We start from the raw sequence: 20,411 nt of genomic DNA, 5'->3' as shown, positions 1-20,411 counted from the left end.
GCATGGCGATGACGGCGGAACGCACGGCGAAACTGCGTAAGACGCTGCTGAGCAGCCTGGTCGGCGCGATCGTCGGCGCGGGATGCGTGGCGGGGCTGTTCTGGCTTGCCGGACAGGACCTGCTCGATGCGATGGGGCTGTCGCGGATCGTGCTGGCAGCGATCGGGGTCATCTATCTGCTGATGACGGCGATGATCGGTTTCGGCCTTGCCGCGCCGCGGGCCGGGGCGAAACTGCTCAACGTCGCGGATGCCGAGGAACTGGTCGAGGAGCGTGCCAATCTCGGCATGTCGGCCGCCTTCACGGCGGCGCTCGGGCTGACCCTGATGCTCGTCGCGCTCGCTCGCGCGCCCGGTTTCGCCGCAGGCATCGTGCCGGGCGGGGTCGCCATGGCGGCGGTGCTGCTGCTGTTCGCCGCGGCGACGCTGACCTGGCGCTGGCAGAAACGCTACGACGAACTCAGTCAGCAGCTCGGGCTCGAAGGCGCCTAGCTGGGCCTTGCTGCTCGGCTGGCTGGTCCTCGTTCCGTGGGCGGCGGCGGCGGCTTTCGGCTGGGCCGCGCTGACCGCGATCGACGTGATCGCGGTGCTTGCCGCAACACTGCTCCTCGGCTCCTTCGTCGCGATCGGCAAGCGCGGGATGATGGTGCGCTAAAGTTAGAGTCCGTCCTGTTCAGGTCGAACCCTTCGTTACCGTAGCCCTGAGCCTGTAGAGGGGCGCTTCTCGGCGAGGCGCCCCTTCGACTGTCTTGCAGGCGCTCAGGACAGGCTTCGACAGGCTCAGGGGCCACGGTTCGGTTTGAACAGGACCGACTCCGGCTTCAGGGCTTGATGCCGTAATCCGCATATTCGGCGTCGATCCGCGCATTCTGCAGCCGCGCGAGCGCGAGGTCGCGCTGGCCGCCGTCGCGGTCGTCGCCGCGCAGGCGGAGGATGCCGCGCATGTAGAGCGACGCCGGCATGCTCGGGCTGATCTTGAGCGCGGCGTCGAGATCGGCGCGCGCCTCCTCCATCCGCCCCAGGCGGAAAAAGACCAGTGCGCGGCTGTCAAGTACGGCCGACGATTCGTCGCTCAGCTCGATCGCGCGGGTGCAGTCCTTGAGCGCCGATTCGAGCTCGAACGACCGCGTGCCCTTGAGCCAGCAGAGATTGTTGAGAAGCCCCGGATCGCCCGGCCGCTCGACGAGCGCTTCGGCGAGGAGCGTGGCGCCTTCGGCGGCGCGCCCGGCCTTGCCGAGCGTTTCGGCCTTCAGCCCGACCCAGCCGCGCTTGTCCTTCGAACCTGCCATCTGTTCGTCGGCGAGCGCCAGTGCGTCGTCATACTGCTTGAGCTCGGTCAGCAGATAGACTTTTTGCGCAAAGGCGGTCTCGTCGCCGGGGTCGAGCGCGAGCGCTTCCTCGACGTCGGCGAGCGCGGTTCTGAAATCGCCGATCTGGGCGTGGAGACCAGCGCGGCGCCGGTAGATTTCGGCGTTGGCCTCGTGCTCGATCGCGTTCGTAAGATCCGCGATCGCCGCCTTGGGCTCGAAGATGCCGATGTTGAACGCGGCACGGTTCAGATAGCCGTTTGCCGCTTCGGGATCGTCGTCGATCGCCTTCTGATAGGCGGCGAGCAGCGGCCCGAGGCGCTTTTCCTTCTTTGCGGCGGCGATCTCCTCGACCCGCGTGGGATAGGCGTCGGGCGCGCGAAGGCGGAACTCGCGTTGCCTGGCCGCGGCGACCTGCGCGCGGACCGCGGGCAGCTGGTTGACCGCGACCTCGCTGCCGCTGGTCCAGACCGTCTCGGTCTTTTCGAGCTTCCCGGCGGCGAGCCGCGCCTGGCGGCGCAGCGCAAAGCCGGCGATCATCATGTCGGCCTGCACATCGCCCTCCATGACGAAGCCCGCGCGCTGCGGAAGCTTGAGGCTCATCGAGCGCACGATCAGGCTCGGCGATCCGCCCGACACCGGGATGTTGCGCCACGCCGCCCGCGTCCGGTCGGCCTTGATCTCGAAATCGCTGACCAGCCCGTCGAGCGCGAGATAGGGGCGCGGTTCGTCGCGTATCCAGCGCAAATTGCCGATGCCAGAGGCGTGGATGGTCGTCGTTCCCTTGGCCGCATCGACCTCGATCGAGCGGGTGTGAATCTGGCCGTTGTTGACGAAGTCGCCGAGCGCGCCCTGCGCCATGTCGCGCAATTGTTCGGGCGTCGCCTGTTCCTTCAGCGTCGCGAGCCGCGCCGCGAGTTCGCCGCGCATCGTGAAGCTGAGGTCGAACAGCGGCGGAAAGGCGGTGCCCGCCGACTGGTCATAGGCGATGTGGAGGTCGACGTCGGGCCGCGCGGGTTCGCGCAGCGGCAGCGCGGCAAGCTCGCTTCCCGCCGTCGTCAGCGGCAGGACATGGCGGAAGGGCGGGACGTCGGCCAGATCCTCGACATGGGTGCCTGCGGTCGTGCCGTCGAGCCAATAGTCCATGCCGCCGATCGACGCCTGGACGATGACATGGTCGAAGGCGGCAAGCGTCGGCAGCCGGTCGGGCAGCGCGTCGCCGACGGTCGAATGGACAAGCGTCGGCATCGCCTCCACGCCCAGCCGGTCGAGCACCGCGAGGAGCAGCAGCGTCTTGGCCTTGCAGTCGCCGTACCGCAGCGTCCAGGTCTGCTCGGGAGCCTGCGGCACATAATTGCCGTTGGCGAGACCGTTGTAGAGATAGCGTATCTCGTTCTGGACCAGCGCCAGCGCCGCGGCGGCGCGCGCCTTGGGGTTGCTGTTCGCCTTCGCGATTCCATCGACCGCCGCGGCGAGCGTGCCGCCCTCCTTGATCGTGCCCTGGGTCGCATAGAGCGGTGCGACGGTGCGCGACAGGTCGCTCCATGTCGGAAAAGTCGAAAATTCGAGGCCGGGCGGGCGCTGGAACCGGATCGGCGCGTCCTGTGGCATCTCGTCCTGTTTGACGATCGGCTGCGCCTGGGTGAGGATATGATAGCTGCCCTTCCCGCTTTCGACCGGCGCGATGCCCTTGCCGAACGCCTTCCATTTCACCGGCAGGGTGCGCGGCCACAGGATACGCACCGATCCCTGCGCGATCGCGGCGGGCTTGGCGGCGACATCGACGATCGCCTCGCCATTGCCCGCGAGCACGTCGCTGCGTTCGACGATGGTCGAGGAAAAGCGCACGATATCGCCGACGCGCAGATCCTCGATCGGCGCGGTCGCGGTGAGCAGGCCGTCGATCGTCTTCTGCTCGAAATCCTTTTCGCGGCGCAGCACGGTGAGCTTCAGCCCCTGGGCCAGCAGGTCGATCGTCTCGCCGCCGCGGACGATCTGCAGCTTGTGGACGATCAGGTCGTCGCGGTCGGGCTGCCACACAAATTGCAGGTCGTCCCAGTTGCGCAGCGCATCCGCGGTGGCGATGCGATAGGCGTGATCGGTGAAGGTCGAGCGCTTGTCGGCCTCGATCAGCACCTGCTGGTCGCCGAGCAGCCAGGGAGTCGCGGCGTCGCCCGCGGGCAGCGGGCCGGTGGCTAGGCACCACCCAGTCGGCAGGCGCGCCATAGGCGGGGGTTTCGGCGGCGAAAGCGGGCGTAGCGAGTGCCACGGCGGACGCGGCAAGTAAAACGACGGTGAAACGCAAGATGAAAACTCCCCTGATCGCTTTCATCTAGCTTGGATCGTGCGGGTTACCAACGTCTTTGCGGGAGCGTGGCGGTAAAAAGAGTCGGGGATCGTTCCATTTGCGAATTTAGTGGGGACTGCCGGTATCTGGCGATTGCGGCCATAAAGCCCCTCCCCTTCAGGGGAGGGGTTGGGGTGGGGTCCATCGGCGTTGCGCAGGGCCGATGGACCCCGCCCGCTGCGACTAACGAACAAGTTCGTAAGTCTCGCTGCCCTCCCCTGAAGGGGAGGGCGTGAGGTTGATCGGAACGTCCGCCCCAAACCTCCATCCACTGCCGTCCAACGCAAAAAGGGCGCCCGGTTCCCCCGAACCGGACGCCCTTCTTCGCGTCGCTGATCCGATGGATCAGGCGCTGTAATACATGTCGAACTCGACCGGGCTCGGGGTCTGTTCGAAGCGATAGACCTCGTCCCACTTGAGCTCGATATAGGCCTCGATCTGGTCCTTGGTGAACACGTCGCCCTTGAGCAGGAAGTCGTGGTCGGCGAGCAGGCTGTCGAGCGCTTCGCGAAGCGAGCCGCAGACGGTCGGGACTTCGGCCAGTTCCTCGGGTGGCAGGTCATAGAGATTCTTGTCCATCGGGTCGCCCGGATGGATCTTGTTCGTGATGCCGTCGAGCCCCGCCATCAGCAGCGCCGAATAGCAGAGATAGGGGTTCGCCATCGCGTCGGGGAAGCGGAACTCGACGCGCTTCGCCTTGGCGCCCGCGCCATAGGGGATGCGGCACGAGGCCGAGCGGTTGCGGCTCGAATAGGCGAGCAGCACCGGCGCCTCGAAGCCGGGGACGAGGCGCTTGTAGCTGTTCGTCGTCGGGTTGGTGAAGGCGTTCAGGGCCTTGGCGTGCTTGATCACGCCGCCGATGAAATAGAGGCAGAGGTCCGACAGGCCCGCATAGCCGTTGTCGGCGAACAGCGGCTTGCTCTTTTCCCAGATCGAGATGTGGGTGTGCATGCCGCTGCCGTTGTCGTCCTTGATCGGCTTGGGCATGAAGGTCGCGGTCTTGCCATAGGCGTTGGCGACCTGATGCACGACATATTTGTAGATCTGCATGCGGTCGGCGGTCTGGGTCAGCGTGCCGAAGGTCAGGCCCAGTTCGTGCTGCGCCGCGGCGACTTCATGGTGGTGCTTGTCGCAGGGCAGGCCCATTTCGAGCATGGTCGAGACCATCTCGGCGCGGATGTCGACGGCGCTGTCGACCGGCGCGACGGGGAAATAGCCGCCCTTGGCGCGCGGACGGTGGCCGAGGTTGCCGCCTTCATAGCTGCGGCCGGTGTTGGTGGGCAGCTCGATATCGTCGATTTCGAAGCCCGACTTGCTGTAGCTGGTTTCGAAACGCACGTCGTCGAACATGAAGAATTCGGCTTCGGGGCCGACATAGACGGTGTCGCCGATGCCGGTCGAGGCGACATAGGCCTCGGCGCGCTTCGCCGTGGTGCGCGGGTCGCGGGCATAGCCTTCGCCGGTCGCGGGCTCGACGATGTCGCAGAAGATGACGAGCATCGGCGTGGCCGAGAAGGGGTCGTCATAGACGGCTTCGAGGTCGGGTTTCAGGATCATGTCCGACTCGTTGATCGCCTTCCACCCTTCGATCGACGAGCCGTCGAACATCAGCCCGTCCTCCAGCGCATCCTCGTCGATCACCCCGGCGCACATCGTCAGATGCTGCCACTTGCCCTTGGGATCGGTGAAGCGCAGGTCGACCCATTCGATGTCATTGTCCTTGATGCGTGCGACGATATCCTTGGGCTTCGTAGCCATGATCTGAACTTCCTTCTTGCGATAATGACCGGCTTGGCCGGGGTTGATTGAACTTTGTAGTTTACTGCGTGTCCCCGCGAAGGCGGGGACCCATCATCTGCCCGAGCCACATGGAGCTAGGCCGGAGATGGGCCCCCGCCTTCGCGGGGGAACACGGTTATTTTTCGGATCTTTCTGGCGGCGATCATATTTTAGAGCGCGTCCTCGTTGCGTTCGCCGGTGCGGATACGGAGCGCGGTCTCGACCGGGATGACGAAAATCTTGCCGTCGCCGATGCGGCCGGTCTGCGCGGCGGCGGCGATCGCCTCGACCACGCGTTCGGCGAGGCCATCCTCGACGATGACCTCCAGCTTCACCTTGGGCAGGAAGTCGACGACATATTCGGCGCCGCGATAGAGTTCGGTATGACCCTTCTGCCGTCCGAAGCCCTTGGCCTCGGTCACGGTGATGCCGCTGACGCCGACCTCGTGCAGCGCTTCCTTCACTTCGTCGAGCTTGAACGGCTTGATGATCGCCTCAATCTTCTTCACGCGTCTTGTCCCCCACTTGGGCTATTATCGATGCTCGCGGCCAAAGCCGGACCAGGCCTGCCTGTCCGGTTCGCACCCACCTTGAGTCGCTGCGAGGCCCCGTCATGTTGCACCAATCAAAAGCCGTGCCAATTGCCGAATCGCAAGCTTTCGGTAAGAATTTTGAAAGCAAATTGCGCCGTTGCCCATGGGGTGGGCATTGGGTGGGTGCGGGTGCCTAAAAAAGCGGCAGATTGACATAAAGCCCCTCCCCTTCAGGGGAGGGGTTGGGGTGGGGGCCATCGGCCTTGTGCAAGGCCGATGGCCCCCACCCGCTGCGACTAACGAACAAGTTCGTAAGTCTCGCTGCCCTCCCCTGAAGGGGAGGGCGTGGCTTGGCTCACCGTCCCATCGGCGCGGCGGTGTCCGACAGGTTCGCCTTGGTCCAGTTCGACCGCTCGATCACATAGGCGCGGATCGCCTCCGCGTCCTGCGGGGTCAGCACGCGCGCGAAGCTGACCATGCCGCGGTCCTTGAGCGCGCCGTCGAGGATGACCGATTTCCACGCGTCGGCATTGGTCAGCGTGGCCGAGACGCGCAGGTCCGGCGTGAAGCCGTTGCCGATCGCGCTGTCGCCATGACAGACTTGGCAATAGCGGCCGAAATGCGCCTTGCCGGCGGCGATCTGTTCGGGGGTGCCGATCTTCGCGGGCGGGTTCCAGGCAAGCGTCGTCGTCGCGGGCGGGGCCGGAAATTTCACCGTGCCGCCGATCTTGAGCACGACGAGGCGCGGCAGGTTGGGCACCTTGCGCGTCGCGCCGCCCGCGACGCCGGCGACGAGCGGGAAGGCGCCGCCCTTGCCGGTCTGGAAGGCGACATATTGCACCCCTCCGACACGGAAGGTCGAGGGCGCGCTGACGATTCCCGACTGCATGTCGAGGTCGAGGAGCTGTTTGCCGGTGTCGGCGGCATAGGCGCGGAAGCGGCCGGTACTGGTCCCCTGGAAGACGAGGTTGCCGCACGGTCGTCATCGTGCCGCCGTTCCATGCCGCGGGATAGTCGACGCCCCACGCGACCTTGCCGGTGCGCGGGTCGAAGGCGACGAGGCGCCCGGTCGTCGCGGCGACCGCGGCCTTGAACGCCGCCTTGTCGTCGGGGAGCATCGTCTTGCCCAGCGACGTGCCGACGTTGAAGCCGAGCACCTTCCTTTTGTCGAGCTCGTCCATGTCCTGAAGATAGCCCTGCGGGATCTGCTGCGCGGGGATATAGACGAGGCCCGTCGCCGGATTATAGCTCATCGGATGCCAGTTGTGTGCGCCGAGCGCGCCCGGGACCGCGATGAAGGGTTTGCCCGTCCTGTAGAAGCGCGCCTCCGGATTCTCGATCGGCTAGGCCGGTTGCCATGTCGTATCCGGTCGCCCAGTTGATCCCTTCGACGAAGGGCTTGGCGTCCAGCAGCTTGCCGTTGGTGCGGTCGATGGTGAAGAAGAAACCGTTTTTCGGCGCGTGGTACAGGACCTTCACCGGCTTGCCGTCCACCTGCTGCTCGGCGAGGATGATCGGCTGGGTCGCGGTATAGTCCCAGGTTTCGGCCGGGGTTTCCTGATAATGCCATTTATAGGCGCCGGTCGACGCATCGAGCGCGACCACCGAGGAAAGGAACCAGTTGTCGCCCTCGCCGTTCGAGCGCGTGCCATGGTTCCACGGATTGCCGTTGCCGACGCCGAGGTAGATCTGGTCGAGATCCTTGTCGTAGACGATCGCATCCCACACGGTGCCGCCGCCGCCCGAGGTCTGCCACTCGCCCTTGTCGGACCAGGTGGCGTTGCCCTTGCTCGCGAAAATGTCGTCCGACGCCGCGCCGTCCTTTTCCTTGTTCGGATTGGGCGCGGTGTAGAAGCGCCAGCGCTCCTTGCCCGTGTCGGCGTCGTAAGCCGTGACATAACCGCGCACGCCGAATTCGGCGCCGCCGTTGCCGATCAGCACCATGTCCTTCACGACGCGCGGCGCGCCGGTGATCGTGTAGGGCTTCGCTGTGTCGAAGGTTTGCGTCGACCAGACTTCCTTGCCGGTCTTTCTGTCGAGCGCGATCAGCCGCCCGTCGAGCGCGCCGACGAACAGCTTGTCGCCCCACACCGCGACGCCGCGGTTGACGACGTCGCAGCAGGCGCTGACCGCGCGTTCGCCGGGCACCTTGGGGTCGAACTTCCAGAGAGGCTTTCCGGTCGCGGCGTCCCACGCGCTGACCTTCGACCAGGCGTGGGTGACATACATCACGCCGTCGACGACGACCGGGGTCGCCTCCTGACCGCGCGCATCCTCGAGGTCGGCGAACCAGGCGATGCCGAGTTCGCCCACATTCCTGTCGTTGATGTCGGTCAGCGGGCTGAAGCGCTGTTCGTCATAGCTGAAGCCGGTCGCGCCCCAATCGTCGCCGGTGCCGCCGGTCTTGAGCAGGGTCTCGCTGGCCTGTTCGGCGGGGTCGAGCGATCCGCCGCCCGCGCCGTCCTTCTTCGATGCGTTGCACGCCGACAATGCCAGCACCGCGCAGCCCAGCAGCGCGGCCTTCAAGACCCGTTTCGCCATCCCATGTCTCCCGTTCGACGCCTATGCTTGACGTTAACGTCAAGACTGCGCGCGAAGGGCGGGCGGTGCAAGCGCGAAATTGGGGGGTGGGACGGGTGGCGTCAGGCGGTACGGCGCAGCGTGTAAATGCCCAGCCCGAAGGGACAGCCGACGGCATCCTCGGGCGTTGCCGACGGGTGCAGGTCGCCGCGCTCATCGACCCAGTCGAAGCGTTCGAGCGAAAAGCCGTCGATCGCCTCGCCCCAGGTGAAGATGTCGCGTGCCGCGAACAGGCGCTGCGAGTTGAACTGCACCTTCGTCGTGCGGCTGATCGGCATCGAGATATAGAGGCGCCCGCCCGGCGCGACGAGCTTCGCGATATTGGCAAAACCCTTTTTATGCCCGTCGGGATCGAGGGGGTCGCCGTAGCGGCCGAGTCCGAAATGCTCGATCGCATGCAGGCACGACACCGAATCGGCCTGACCGAAGCCGCTGATGTCGCCGTCCATCAGATCGAGCACGCTGTAGCGGATATTGGCGTGGATGCTGGGCGGCATCGGGCGGATGTCGATCACCTCGATCGGCCGGAAGGCCGCGACATGCGCGACGAAACCATCGATACGCGACCCGATGTCGAGGTGGCGCGCGGGCTTTGCCTCATGGATCAACTGCGCGACGAGCAGGTCCTGGTGGAAATATTGGCCGGTGCCCGATCCCGCATTGGCGGTGAAATCGGTGAGGATCGGATAATCCTCGGCGATTGCGCCGCCCATCGCCTTGAAGGCGCTGCGGTCGCGGTAGAAGCGGCGGAACTGGCCGAGGTGACGCAGCTTGCGCGGGTCGAACCCGGTCGTCACGATGGCGGCCGCGATGCTGCGGAAAAAAGCGCGCATGGGGGAGAGTCCTCAGGCGAGGTGGGGCTGGTGCAGGCCTTTCGGGCTCGCGGTGAAGATTTCGCATCCCGTTTCGGTGATGCCGATGCTGTGTTCATATTGCGCCGACAGCGAACGGTCGCGGGTGACCGCGGTCCAGCCGTCGGCGAGCATCTTCACCGCAAATTTGCCGGTGTTGATCATCGGTTCGATGGTGAAGAACATGCCGGGGCGCAGTTCGGGGCCGGTGCCGGGGCGCCCGGCGTGGACGACCTCGGGCGCGTCGTGGAACATCTGCCCCAGCCCATGGCCGCAGAAATCGCGCACCACCGAATAGCGGTGCTTTTCGGCGTGGGTCTGGATCGCGTGCGCGACGTCGCCCATGCGGTTGCCGGGCTTCGCCTGCTCGATGCCGAGCATCAGGCATTCATAGGTGACCTCGACCAGCCGCCGCGCCTTGATGGGAACGTCGCCGACCAGATACATGCGGCTGGTATCGCCGTGCCAGCCGTCGATGATCGTCGTGACGTCGATATTGACGATGTCGCCGTCGCGCAGCGGCTTGTCGTCGGGAATGCCGTGGCAGACGACATGGTTGATGCTGGTGCAGCAGCTGTGGGTGAAACCGCGATAGCCGAGCGTCGCCGGAATGCCGCCGCCGTCGAGCATCATCGTGCGGACGAGGTCGTCGATCGCCGCCGTGGTCACGCCCGGCTGGACGAAGGGAACGAGCGCGTCGAGGATTTCGGCCGACAGCCGCCCCGCCCGGCGCATGCCGTCGAAGCCCGCCGCATCGTGCAGCTTGATCGTGCCGTCGCGCACCGGGCTGGGCGCGCCGGGCTCGCGGGTGGTGACGGAGACATAGTCGTACATCCGGCCAGCATAGCCGGTGGTGGCTCGAAAAGCGAGGGGTGGCGGTATCAGCTTGTGGCGAGATGCTCCTGAAACCACACGGCCAACTGCTCTTCGCTCAGCGTCCCGGCTGCGAGCGCGAGGACCGTTTCAATCGCGTCCTGCGGATCGAACCTAAGTTCGTGGCCGTTGAGACGCAGAAAGAGGCGAGCAAGCACCCATGCGGTTCGCTTGTTGCCATCCCCGAATGGATGGTTTCGCGCGATGCCGAAAGCATAAGCGGCGGCAAGCCAAGCCGGACTTTCTTGTCCGTAAACCCATTGATTGATCGGTCTTGCTAACGCCGATTCGAGCATGCCTTGATCGCGCACACCGGAAATGCCGCCATGCTCCGCGAGTTGCCGATCATGAATGGCGAGCGCGACATCGACGTCGAGCCAGACCGGCTCGACGCGATCCGACTGGGTCATTTCGCAAGTACGCGCAGAATGTCGCGATCTTGACGCATGATATCTTCGGCTGCGGCCATTTTTGCGGCGAAGTCGGGATTAGATGCCGTCAGACGAATGCCATCGGGGGATTCGGTAGCGAATAGCGTGTCGCCAAGCGATACGCGAAGGCGGGCCAGCAATTCCTTGGGCAGGATGACGGCGGCGCTGTTGCCGACCTTGGTGACCTTGAGCGGCGTGTTCATACGCGCGTTATAACATTGCCGCGCCACTGTATCAAGGCTTGCCGTCAGGACGCCCGGCTGAACAGCCCGAAGATGCCGCTGCGCGGCGCTTCGGGAACCGCGATCGCGTCGGGATCATCGCCGCATTTTTCGGCGCGCTGGCGTTGCCAGGCATAGAGCAGCATCTCATATTCATGGTCCGACAGCTCGTGCGACGGGCGGCCGTCGCCGAGGCCGGTGATGCTGTGGAACATCGCGTCCTGCGCGACGCTGAGGTCGATGAAGGCCTGCTGTTTGTCGGCGCGCAACTGGCGGCGGACGATCACGTTGCGGCGGTCGCGCCATTCGGCGATCTTCATCTCGGTCTCGGCGCGGAAACGCGCCCGGTTCGCCTCGTCGCGGGCGCCCAGGATCGAGGCGATCTTGCCGTCGTCGTCGCGCGCCGTCTCGCACCAATAGGCGGCCTCGAACCAGGGGTCGACGTCGTGCGCGTCGGCGAGCAGCACCATGGCGCGGGGCAGGCCCTCGTTGGCTGCGTCGCGCACCAGTGCCTGATGAAAGCGCAGGGTGAGGAAGAAGCGCCCCAGCCGGTCGGCGACGACCTCGACCGGCGCGGGTTCGCCGAACGGAATGCGGCCGGGCATATTGGTGCTGATCGCGGAATAGATCCGCCCGAGGCCGACGACGGTCAGGCTGTTCGTGATGTCGCGGAATTCGCCCTGCCAAGGGGTGTTCGTATCGGCCGCGGCGGCGTTGACCGCGTCCAGATCGCCGTCGCCGAAGGGGAAGGCCTCGTCGTCGTAGAAATTGACCTCGAGCGGCCAGGCGTCACCGTCGGGCTCGCAATGCGCCGACAGGTCGGCGCCGATCGCGGTGACGGGTCCGGCGGCCGAATGGCGCTCCTCGTCGCGCAGCACATCGGCGGCGAGATCGTCCCAGCCGGTGATCCGCACCGCCGCCAGCGGGCGGGCGAGGCAGAGCGAGGTGATCGGGTGCGGATGGGCGAGCATCTCCTCGGTCAGGAACGCGTCCAGTTCGTCGAAATTTCCGCCGCGCATCACGCCTTCGAACCAGCGGTCGAATTCGCGCAGCGCGTTCGGTTCGCCCAGCCATTGCTGCAATTGTGTCGTCATCGGTGCCCCGGTCCCGCTTGTCAGGAGGGTGGGCTTAGCAGCCGGGGGTTGCGATCCGCTTAATTTGGGAGCGGACCCGAAGCGGTGCGGAGCGATCCATGGGGCCGCACAAATATCGTCATTCCCGCGAAGAACGCGAAGGGAAAAGGAAAAGCTGGATTCCCGCCTTCGCGGGAATGACCGAGCAAGGATATCGCACGAGGTAAACGAAAAACGCCCTCCCCCGAAAGGAAGGGCGCTTTCGTTCCTTACTCCGCCGCCTTCGCTCGGCTTGTCGGCCTTGGGCCTGGCCTTCGCCTTGCTGCTCTTGGGCGGCGCAGGGGTGATTTCGAAGGTCAGCGGGTTGCCGACATTGGCGTCGTCGCCGGTCTTCATCTTCACCTTGACCTCGCCGCCATGGACGAGCTTGCCGAACAGCAGCTCCTCGGCGAGCGGCTGCTTGATCTTCTCCTGGATCAGGCGGCCCATCGGACGCGCGCCATAGAGCTTGTCATAGCCCTTGCCGGTCAGCCATTCGCGCGCCGCCTCGTCGAGCTGGATATGGACGTTGCGGTCGGCAAGCTGCATTTCGAGCTGCAGGATGAACTTGTCGACGACCCGCGCGACGACCTCGGGCGGCAGATAGCCGAAGGGCACGATCGCATCGAGGCGGTTGCGGAATTCGGGGGTGAAGAGATTCTTCACCGCTTCCTCCTGCACATCCTCGCGCGTCGACAGGCCGAAACCGATGCTTTCGCGCGCCATGTCGCTGGCGCCCGCATTGGTCGTCATGATCAGGATGACGTTGCGGAAATCGACGGTCTTGCCGTGATGGTCGGTCAGCTCGGCCATGGTCCATCACCTGCAACAATATGTTGAACAGGTCGGGATGCGCCTTTTCGATCTCGTCGAGCAGCAGCACGCAGTGCGGATTCTGGTCGATCGCATCGGTGAGCAGCCCGCCCTGGTCGTAGCCGACATAGCCCGGGGAGCGCCGATCAGGCGGCTCACCGAATGGCGCTCCATATATTCGGACATGTCAAACCGCTGGAGCGGGATGCCCATGATGTGCGCGAGCTGCTTCGCGACCTCGGTCTTGCCGACGCCGGTGGGGCCGCTGAAGAGGTAATTGCCGATCGGCTTTTCGGGATCGCGAAGGCCCGCGCGGGACAGCTTGATCGCCGACGACAGCACCTCGATCGCGGTATTCTGGCCGAACACGACGCGCTTGAGGTCGGTCTCCAGATTGGCGAGGGTCGCCTTGTCGTCGGTCGACACCGACTTGGGCGGGATGCGCGCCATCGTCGCGATCACCGCCTCGATCTCCTTGGCGGTGATCGTCTTCTTGCGCTTCGACGGGGCGACCAGCATCTGCATCGCGCCGACCTCGTCGATCACGTCGATCGCCTTGTCGGGCAGCTTGCGGTCGTTGATGTAGCGCGCCGACAGGTCGACCGCGGCGTTGATCGCATCCTGCGTATAGCGCACCTGGTGATGCGCCTCGAACGCGCTGCGCAGCCCCGCGAGGATTTTCTTGGTGTCCTCGAGCGTCGGCTCGACCACGTCGATCTTCTGGAACCGGCGCAGCAGCGCGCGGTCCTTTTCGAAATGGTTGCGGAACTCCTTGTAGGTCGTCGAGCCGATGCAGCGGATGACGCCGCCGGAGAGGGCAGGCTTGAGCAGGTTCGACGCGTCCATCGCGCCACCGCTGGTGGCGCCGGCGCCGATCACCGTGTGGATCTCGTCGATGAACAGGATCGCGTGCGGCAGCCCTTCGAGTTCGGTGACGACCTGTTTCAGCCGCTCCTCGAAATCGCCGCGATAGCGCGTGCCGGCGAGCAGCGCGCCCATGTCGAGCGAATAGATGACCGCGGGCAGCAGCACCTCGGGCACGTCCCCCTCGATGATCTTGCGCGCGAGGCCCTCGGCGATCGCGGTCTTGCCGACGCCGGGATCGCCGACATAGAGCGGGTTGTTCTTGCTGCGGCGGCAGAGGATCTGGATCGTGCGGTCGACCTCGGCGCTGCGGCCGATCAGCGGGTCGACCTTGCCGCCCTTCGCCTTTTCGTTGAGGTTGACGGTGAACTGGTCGAGCGCGGTCTCTTTCTTGTTTTTGCCGTCGGTCTTTTCCTTCGCCTCTTCCTTTTCCTCGGGCTCGGCCTGCGGCGAGGGCTTGCCGCCCTTGCCGACGCCGTGGCTGAGGTAGGACACCGCGTCGAGGCGCGTCAGGTCCTGCTGCTGGAGGAAATAGACGGCGTAGCTTTCGCGCTCGGAGAAGAGCGCGACGAGGACGTTGGCGCCGGTCACCTCGTCCTTGCCCGACGACTGGACGTGCAGGATCGCGCGCTGGACGACGCGCTGGAAGCCGCTGGTGGGGGAGGGGTCGCTGTGCCCCTCGACCTTCAGGCTGTCGAGTTCGGTGTCGAGATAATGGACCACCGCCGACTGCAGGTCGTCGAGCGCGACCCCGCAGGCGCGCATCACCTCGGCGGCATGCTCGTCGTCGATCAGCGCGTAGAGCAAATGTTCGAGCGTCGCATATTCGTGATGCCGCTCCGACGCGGCCTTCAGCGCATTATGGAGGGTCTTTTCGAGGCTTTCCGAAAAAGACGGCATGGTCCGTATCTCCTTGCGGGGACCAGGCCGGGGAGAGGCGGCCCCCTGGGAACCCAAGGTGGCGATGCCGCCGCCAGCCTGCAAGGGAAAAGCGGTCGGCTCTGTGAAATTACGATGACCGGGGTTGCACTATGGTTAACGGGGCGTTGAGAAATTGGCGGGGACGGGATTGCAGGCGATTCCAACGCTTTTCGTGCGCTGCTGTCGTCCGTTTCCCGGCGAAAGCCGCGGAGCGGCTACCCGCCCGAAGCGGACGATCGCCAACGAGGGTCGGGGCGGCGGGAACCGAAAGGGGACGTCCGGCCGAAAACAGATATACGATTCGGCAAGGGAAACCCGCCCCCTGGGGTCCATGTCCCCAGGGGGCGGGTCCTTGCGACCCGTCGGCGTTACCGATCAGGCGAGGTCGAAGCGGTCGGCGTTCATCACCTTGGTCCAGGCCTTGACGAAGTCGCGCACAAACTTCTCCTCATGGCCGCTCTCGGCATAGACTTCGGCGACCGCGCGCAGTTCGGCGTTGGAGCCGAAGACCAGGTCGGCGCGGGTTGCGCGCCATGTCTCGCCGCCGCTGGTGCGGTCGGTCGCGACATATTCCTCGTCGTCCGAACCGTCGACGGCCTTCCACACATTGGTCATGTCGAGCAGGTTGACGAAGAAATCATTCGTCAGCTGCCCCGACCGCTTGGTGAAATGGCCGTGTCCGCGCTCGCCGTGATTGGCGCCGAGCACGCGCAGCCCGCCGACCAGCACCGTCATTTCGGGCACCGACAGGCCAAGCAGCGAGGCGCGGTCGAGCATCATCTCCTCGGTCTTCACCGCCAGCTTCTTCTTGCCGAGATAGTTGCGGAAGGCATCGGCCTCGGGCTCCATCACCGCGAAGCTGTCCGCGTCGGTCTGTTCCTCGGTCGCGTCGCCGCGGCCGCCGGTGAAGGGCACCGCGACGCTGAAGCCCGCATCCCTGATCGCCTTTTCCAGCCCGACCACGCCGCCGAGCACGATCGCATCGGCGATCGACAGGCTGCCGCGCAGGCCGTCGAGCGTGTTCAGCACCTTGGCGAGCAGCGCGGGCTCGTTGACCTCCCAGTCCTTCTGCGGCGCGAGGCGGACGCGCGCGCCATTCGCGCCGCCACGGAAGTCCGACTTGCGGAAGGTGCTGGCCGAGGCCCAGGCGACCTTGATCAGCTCGCTGACGGTCAGCCCGCTGGCCGCGATCTTCGCCTTCACCGCCGCGACCTCGGTGTCGGACGGCGTGGTGCCCGCCGGGATCGGGTCCTGCCAGATCAGGTCTTCGGCCGGCACTTCGGGGCCGAGGTAGCGGACCTTGGGTCCCATGTCGCGGTGGGTCAGCTTGAACCAGGCGCGGGCAAAGGCGTCCTTGAACGCTTCATGGTCGCGCCGGAACTTCTCGCTGATCACCCGGAATTCCGGGTCGACCTTCAACGCCATGTCGGCGGTGGTCATCATCGTCGGAACCTTCAGGTTCGGATTCCAGGCCGCCGGGGCCATGTCCTCTTCCTTCTGGTTCACCGGCTGCCACTGCTGCGCGCCGGCGGGCGAGCGGACCAGTTCATAGTCATAGTCGAGCAGCAGGCGGAAATAATTCTCGCTCCATTCGGTGGGCGTATTGACCCACGAACCCTCGATGCCGCTGGTCACGCTGTGCTCGCCGATGCCGCCGCTTTCGTGGCTGCTGACCCAGCCGAAGCCCTGCGCCGCCAGATCGCCGCCCGCGGGCGCCGCGCCGAGCAGCGAGGCGTCGCCGTTGCCGTGCGCCTTGCCAAAGGTGTGGCCGCCCGCGGTCAGCGCGACGGTTTCCTCATGGTTCATCGCCATGCGCTCGAAGGTTTCCTTGATGTCGCGCGCCGACTGCAGCGGGTCGGGGTTGCCCCCCGGTCCTTCCGGATTGACGTAGATCAGGCCCATCTGGATCGCGGCCAGCGGGCCTTCGATCGCATCCAGCCCCTTGTCCGGATCGATGCGCGTCTGGACGCCCTCGTTGACCCATTTGTCTTCCGAACCCCAATAGATGTCGCGTTCGGGCTCGAACACGTCGGCGCGGCCGCCGCCGAAGCCGAACACCGGGCCGCCCATGCTTTCGATCGCGACATTGCCGGTCAGGATGAACAGGTCGGCCCAGCTGATCTTGTTGCCGTATTTCTGCTTGATCGGCCACAGCAGGCGGCGCGCCTTGTCGAGATTGCCGTTGTCGGGCCAGCTGTCGAGCGGCGCGAAACGCTGCTGTCCGCTGTTGGCGCCGCCGCGGCCGTCGGCGGTGCGATAGGTGCCCGCGGCGTGCCAGGCCATGCGGATGAAGAAGGGACCGTAATGGCCGTAATCGGCTCGACCACCAGGGCTGGCTGTCGGTCATCAGCGCGGTCAGGTCATCCTTCAGCGCCTGATAGTCGAGCGATTTGAACGCCGCGGCATAGTCGAAATCGTCACCGAGCGGGTTCGACGATCCGTTGGGGTTCAGGATTTCGGTCGCGAGCATGTCCGGCCACCAATCCTTGTTGGTGCGGCCGAGCAGCGCGCGCACGCCGCCGGGCTGGTGGACCGGGCAGCCGCCCGCGGCATCGATGGGGGTCTGGTCGTTCATGCAGTCTCTCCTTTGATGGCTTTTTTGATGGCTTTTGCCCGATGAGCGTGGCGCCTTGCGATGACCGGCGCATGACGTGCGCCGGGCGCGGTGGACGCGCACAACGGTTCGACAGGGGCTGGCCGCGAGTCGATGGGATCATCCTTTCGCCTTGGGAAGGAAAGGATAGGTCGCCCCCTTCAATCGACATAACCGAATAAGCTGAATTCAGTCATTGAACGAACCGATTACAGATGCAGGGGCTGCCGCAAGGACATGATATTGATCGCGACGCCGCCACGCCCTGACGAAAGACCCCCGGAGCGATGCAACGCCGGGAGGGCGCCGCGGGTTGGCCCGGTGTCACGCGCCCCCGACGTGACGCAAGGAGAGAGAAAGTGGCGAACCAGAATCCCAATGAGCAGCAGCAGCGCGAGGAAGAACAGCGCCGCAAGCAGCAACAGCAACAGCAGGGCGGCCAGGACCGCCAGCAGGGCGGGCAGCGGCCCGACGGCGGCCGCGACGATCCGCAGCAGCGCTGACGGTAGGCTGCACGAAAAGGGGCCGCTCCGGCTGGAGCGGCCCCTTTTCTTTTGACCTCGTTGTTCCCCGGCGAAAGCCGGGGTCCAGATGGCGAGACCTGCCTTCCAGGCTGGGCCCCGGCTTTCGCCGGGGAACAGGTTTAGAAGCTGACCTTGATCGTCCCGCCCCAGGTCCTGGGATCGCCGGGAGTCCCGGCGATCAGGCCCACATTGCCGGGCGCGACTTGCAGCAGTTCGATGTAGTTCACGTCGAAGGCGTTGCGGACCCAGCCGAACACGTCGATGCCGTCGCCGCGGAAGCCGACCCGGAAGTTGGTCAGCGCATAGCCCTTGATATTGGTGTAGATCGACGGCGACGCGTTCGAATTCCAGTTCGAACGATAATTGCCGTCGACGCCCAGATAGACCTGCCCGTCCTTCGCCAGCAGCGTGACCGGCACATTGGTCTCGGCGCCGTAGGAGAAGGCCCATTTCGATACGCCGGGCAGCCGCTGACCGGAAATGTCGCACTGCCGCGGGCTGAGCGCACCGGGGACGCCGGGCTGCGAATAGTCGGGCGCGACATTCCCCGGCTGGAACGTGCCGCCGGAAAGCTCGGGCGGGCACGGCGCGCTGGTGAACTTCTTGTATTTGGCGTCGGTGTAGGCGGCATTGGCATAGGCCGTGAAGCGGTCGCTGGTGCGGATCTTGAAATCCGCCTCGACGCCCTGCGAAACCACCTTCTCGGCGTTGGCCAGATAACCGCGCACCGTGCCGAACTGGCCCCCGTTCACCGTCGCCTGGAAATTCTTGATCTCGGTGCGGAAGGCCGAGAGGTTGAAGGTGGCCAGGCGGTTCAGGAACTGGGTCTTGATGCCGATCTCGTAATGGTTGACCGATTCCGGCTTCACCGTGCTGGCGCTCAGCACCGGCTGGTTGTTCGTATCGAGCGGCAGGCCGTTCTGGTTGATGCCGACGGTCTTGAAGCTCTTGGCATAGGTCGCATAGGCCAGAATGTCCGGCGTGATCTTGTAGTTCACGTTCAGGTCGTAGCTGAAGTTCCAGTCGCTGACCGAAGGCTGGGTGAGCTGCGGCTGGTAGACGCCGCACTGCGCCGTAAGCACGGCATTGCCCTGCTGCGCCGCGGTGCTGCAATCCGTGATGACCTGTCCGGCGCCGGTGGTCACGACGCGCTGGTAGAAACCGTCCTTCTTGTCATAATTGACGCGGATGCCCGGCTGGATCGTCAGTTCCGGCGTCAGCTTGTAGCTGAGCTGACCATAGAGGGCGGCGCTGTCGGCCTTCAGATATTGGGTATTGATCGCGGTCAGGCCGTTCAGCACCTCGGGCCGGTTGTAGACATTGGTCGGATCGGTCGACGGGGCCAGGCTGTAACGCGTGGCGTCGATGCCCTGCTGCTCGGTCCCCTGCGTGTCGATCCGCTGCCGGAATCCGAACAGGCCGACGACGAAGTCGATCTTGTCGCCTTCGTAATTGTAGCGGAATTCCTGGCTGTACTGGTCCTGCTGCGACGGGTTCTGCGACTTGGAAACGACCGAGGCGCCTGTAAAGTCGCGGTCGTTCTCGGGCTGCCAGTCCCAGAAGCGCCAGGCGGTGATCGAGGTGAAGGTGCCGGGGCCGACATCCCACTTCACGCGCAGCGAGGCGCCGCCGATCTTGTTGCCGGCGCTGAGGCTGGCGTCGATGTCGGTCAGGCGGTCATAGACGTTGCGGCTCGGCACGATGTAATTGTAGCCGGGGTTGGCGGCGGCCAGCCGCGCGATGATCGCGTCATACTGGCGGTTGAGCGCCCGCTGCGTCGTCCCGACGCGCACGAAGGCGGTGCCGCAGCATTCGGGATCCTGCTCGCTATAGTCGTCGGCCAGCGTGATCGAGAGGTCGTCGTTGGGCTGGAACAGCAGCTGGCCGCGCAGGCCCAGATTGTCCTGCTCGTTGATCCAGCGGTCGGTTCGCGTGTTGAACAGCGTGCCGCGGCGGCTGGTCGCCGCGATCGCGATGCGCGCCGCGACCTTGTCCGACAGCGGGCCGGAGACCGCCGCCTTGGCTTGCCGGAATTTGAGGTTGCCGACACTCACCTCGGCCCGGCCCTCGAAATCGAAGGTCGGCTGGTTGGTCGTGATGTTGATCGCGCCCGCGGTGGTGTTCTTGCCATAGAGCGTGCCCTGCGGCCCGCGCAGAACCTCGACCTGGTCGACGTCGAGAAAGTCGAAGGTCGCGGCGGCGACGCGCGAATTGTAGACGTCGTCGACATAGATGCCGACGCCCTGTTCGAAACCGTCGCTGGTGAGCCCGAAGGGCACGCCGAGACCGCGGATGTTGACCGAGGTATTGCGCGGATTCGAGGTGTAGACCTGAAGCGTCGGGGCGAGCTGCTGCAGTTTTACGACGTTGAAGTTCCCCGTTGCCTCGATCGAATCGCCGCGGATCACGGAGATGGCGACCGGCACTTCCTGCGCGGTTTCCTGGCGGCGGCGCGCGGTCACGATGATGATGTCGCCGCGGCTGAGATCGTCGTCGGCTTGGGCGGCGCCGGCGTCCGCAGCGGCTGCTGCAGACGCGGCTTCTTCGTCGATCGTTTCGGCCGCGGTGGTCGGCTGCGCCGCGAAGGCAAGGAGGAGCGAGAGGGCGAATGGTGTGGCCCGCGCACGACGGCGGGCGGAAGGATATCGGGCTGTCATGGCAAT

At 65.4% G+C, this 20,411-nt stretch carries 13 protein-coding genes and 2 pseudogenes; 3 read left to right on the top strand and 12 right to left on the bottom strand.

Going from position 1 to position 20,411, the window contains the following annotated elements; all coding sequences use genetic code 11:
* Positions 1 to 2: 2 nt before the first annotated feature.
* The gene (locus tag N0A20_RS14495) at positions 3 to 491 is read left to right on the top strand and encodes a hypothetical protein (protein ID WP_260581048.1); all 489 of its coding nucleotides are present in this window, start codon (positions 3 to 5) and stop codon (positions 489 to 491) included.
* Between the two features lie 7 nt (positions 492 to 498).
* Positions 499 to 654, top strand: coding sequence for a hypothetical protein (locus tag N0A20_RS14490; protein WP_260581047.1), 156 nt, complete (start codon positions 499 to 501; stop codon positions 652 to 654).
* 166 nt (positions 655 to 820) lie between these two features.
* Here the strand turns inward: N0A20_RS14490 and N0A20_RS14485 are convergent, their stop codons facing one another.
* The 11 genes and pseudogenes from N0A20_RS14485 to katG all read right to left on the bottom strand — a co-directional run bounded on the left by N0A20_RS14485 (position 821) and on the right by katG (position 17,206).
* Positions 821 to 3,532, bottom strand: coding sequence for a DUF3857 domain-containing protein (locus N0A20_RS14485; RefSeq protein ID WP_260581046.1), 2,712 nt, complete (start codon positions 3,530 to 3,532; stop codon positions 821 to 823).
* Positions 3,533 to 3,998: 466 nt separating this feature from the next.
* On the bottom strand, positions 3,999 to 5,411 hold the full coding sequence (gene glnA / locus N0A20_RS14480; RefSeq protein ID WP_260581045.1) for a type I glutamate--ammonia ligase: 1,413 nt from the start codon (positions 5,409 to 5,411) through the stop codon (positions 3,999 to 4,001).
* Positions 5,412 to 5,602: 191 nt separating this feature from the next.
* Positions 5,603 to 5,941, bottom strand: a complete 339-nt coding sequence (locus N0A20_RS14475) for a P-II family nitrogen regulator (RefSeq protein WP_058816207.1) — start codon at positions 5,939 to 5,941, stop codon at positions 5,603 to 5,605.
* Between the two features lie 379 nt (positions 5,942 to 6,320).
* Entirely contained in the window at positions 6,321 to 6,854 is a 534-nt protein-coding gene (locus N0A20_RS20230; RefSeq protein ID WP_312846550.1) for a c-type cytochrome, read from the bottom strand.
* A gap of 353 nt (positions 6,855 to 7,207) precedes the next feature.
* Positions 7,208 to 8,506 carry a PQQ-binding-like beta-propeller repeat protein gene (locus tag N0A20_RS20225; RefSeq protein WP_312846549.1) on the bottom strand — a complete coding sequence of 433 codons (1,299 nt, stop codon included), beginning with the start codon at positions 8,504 to 8,506 and terminating at the stop codon, positions 7,208 to 7,210.
* 101 nt (positions 8,507 to 8,607) lie between these two features.
* Entirely contained in the window at positions 8,608 to 9,378 is a 771-nt protein-coding gene (locus tag N0A20_RS14465; RefSeq protein ID WP_260581044.1) for a DUF268 domain-containing protein, read from the bottom strand.
* 12 nt (positions 9,379 to 9,390) lie between these two features.
* The gene (gene map, locus N0A20_RS14460; protein WP_260581043.1) at positions 9,391 to 10,230 is read right to left on the bottom strand and encodes a type I methionyl aminopeptidase; all 840 of its coding nucleotides are present in this window, start codon (positions 10,228 to 10,230) and stop codon (positions 9,391 to 9,393) included.
* Positions 10,231 to 10,277: 47 nt separating this feature from the next.
* Complete coding sequence (locus tag N0A20_RS14455; RefSeq protein WP_260581042.1) at positions 10,278 to 10,679, bottom strand: type II toxin-antitoxin system death-on-curing family toxin; 402 nt, start codon at positions 10,677 to 10,679, stop codon at positions 10,278 to 10,280.
* On the bottom strand, positions 10,676 to 10,903 hold the full coding sequence (locus N0A20_RS14450; RefSeq protein ID WP_260581041.1) for an AbrB/MazE/SpoVT family DNA-binding domain-containing protein: 228 nt from the start codon (positions 10,901 to 10,903) through the stop codon (positions 10,676 to 10,678). The genes N0A20_RS14455 and N0A20_RS14450 overlap by 4 nt, the downstream gene beginning before the upstream one ends.
* A gap of 1,388 nt (positions 10,904 to 12,291) precedes the next feature.
* A pseudogene (clpA, locus tag N0A20_RS14445) lies at positions 12,292 to 14,610 on the bottom strand (ATP-dependent Clp protease ATP-binding subunit ClpA); the annotation flags it as partial.
* Positions 14,611 to 15,006: 396 nt separating this feature from the next.
* Positions 15,007 to 17,206, bottom strand: a pseudogene (katG, locus tag N0A20_RS14440) (catalase/peroxidase HPI).
* A 377-nt stretch (positions 17,207 to 17,583) separates the two neighbouring features.
* On the opposite strand from katG, the gene N0A20_RS14435 reads away from it, so the two are divergent.
* Complete coding sequence (locus N0A20_RS14435) at positions 17,584 to 17,727, top strand: hypothetical protein (RefSeq protein WP_260581040.1); 144 nt, start codon at positions 17,584 to 17,586, stop codon at positions 17,725 to 17,727.
* Between the two features lie 140 nt (positions 17,728 to 17,867).
* Here the strand turns inward: N0A20_RS14435 and N0A20_RS14430 are convergent, their stop codons facing one another.
* On the bottom strand, positions 17,868 to 20,405 hold the full coding sequence (locus N0A20_RS14430; RefSeq protein ID WP_260581039.1) for a TonB-dependent receptor: 2,538 nt from the start codon (positions 20,403 to 20,405) through the stop codon (positions 17,868 to 17,870).
* Between the last annotated feature and the right edge of the window lie 6 nt (positions 20,406 to 20,411).

Origin of the sequence: Sphingopyxis sp. PET50, assembly GCF_025244705.1 — a bacterium.
Classification (GTDB): Bacteria; Pseudomonadota; Alphaproteobacteria; order Sphingomonadales; family Sphingomonadaceae; genus Sphingopyxis.
The sequence above is the reverse complement of the archived record's forward strand: the minus strand, read 5'-3'. Positions and strand labels throughout refer to the sequence as shown.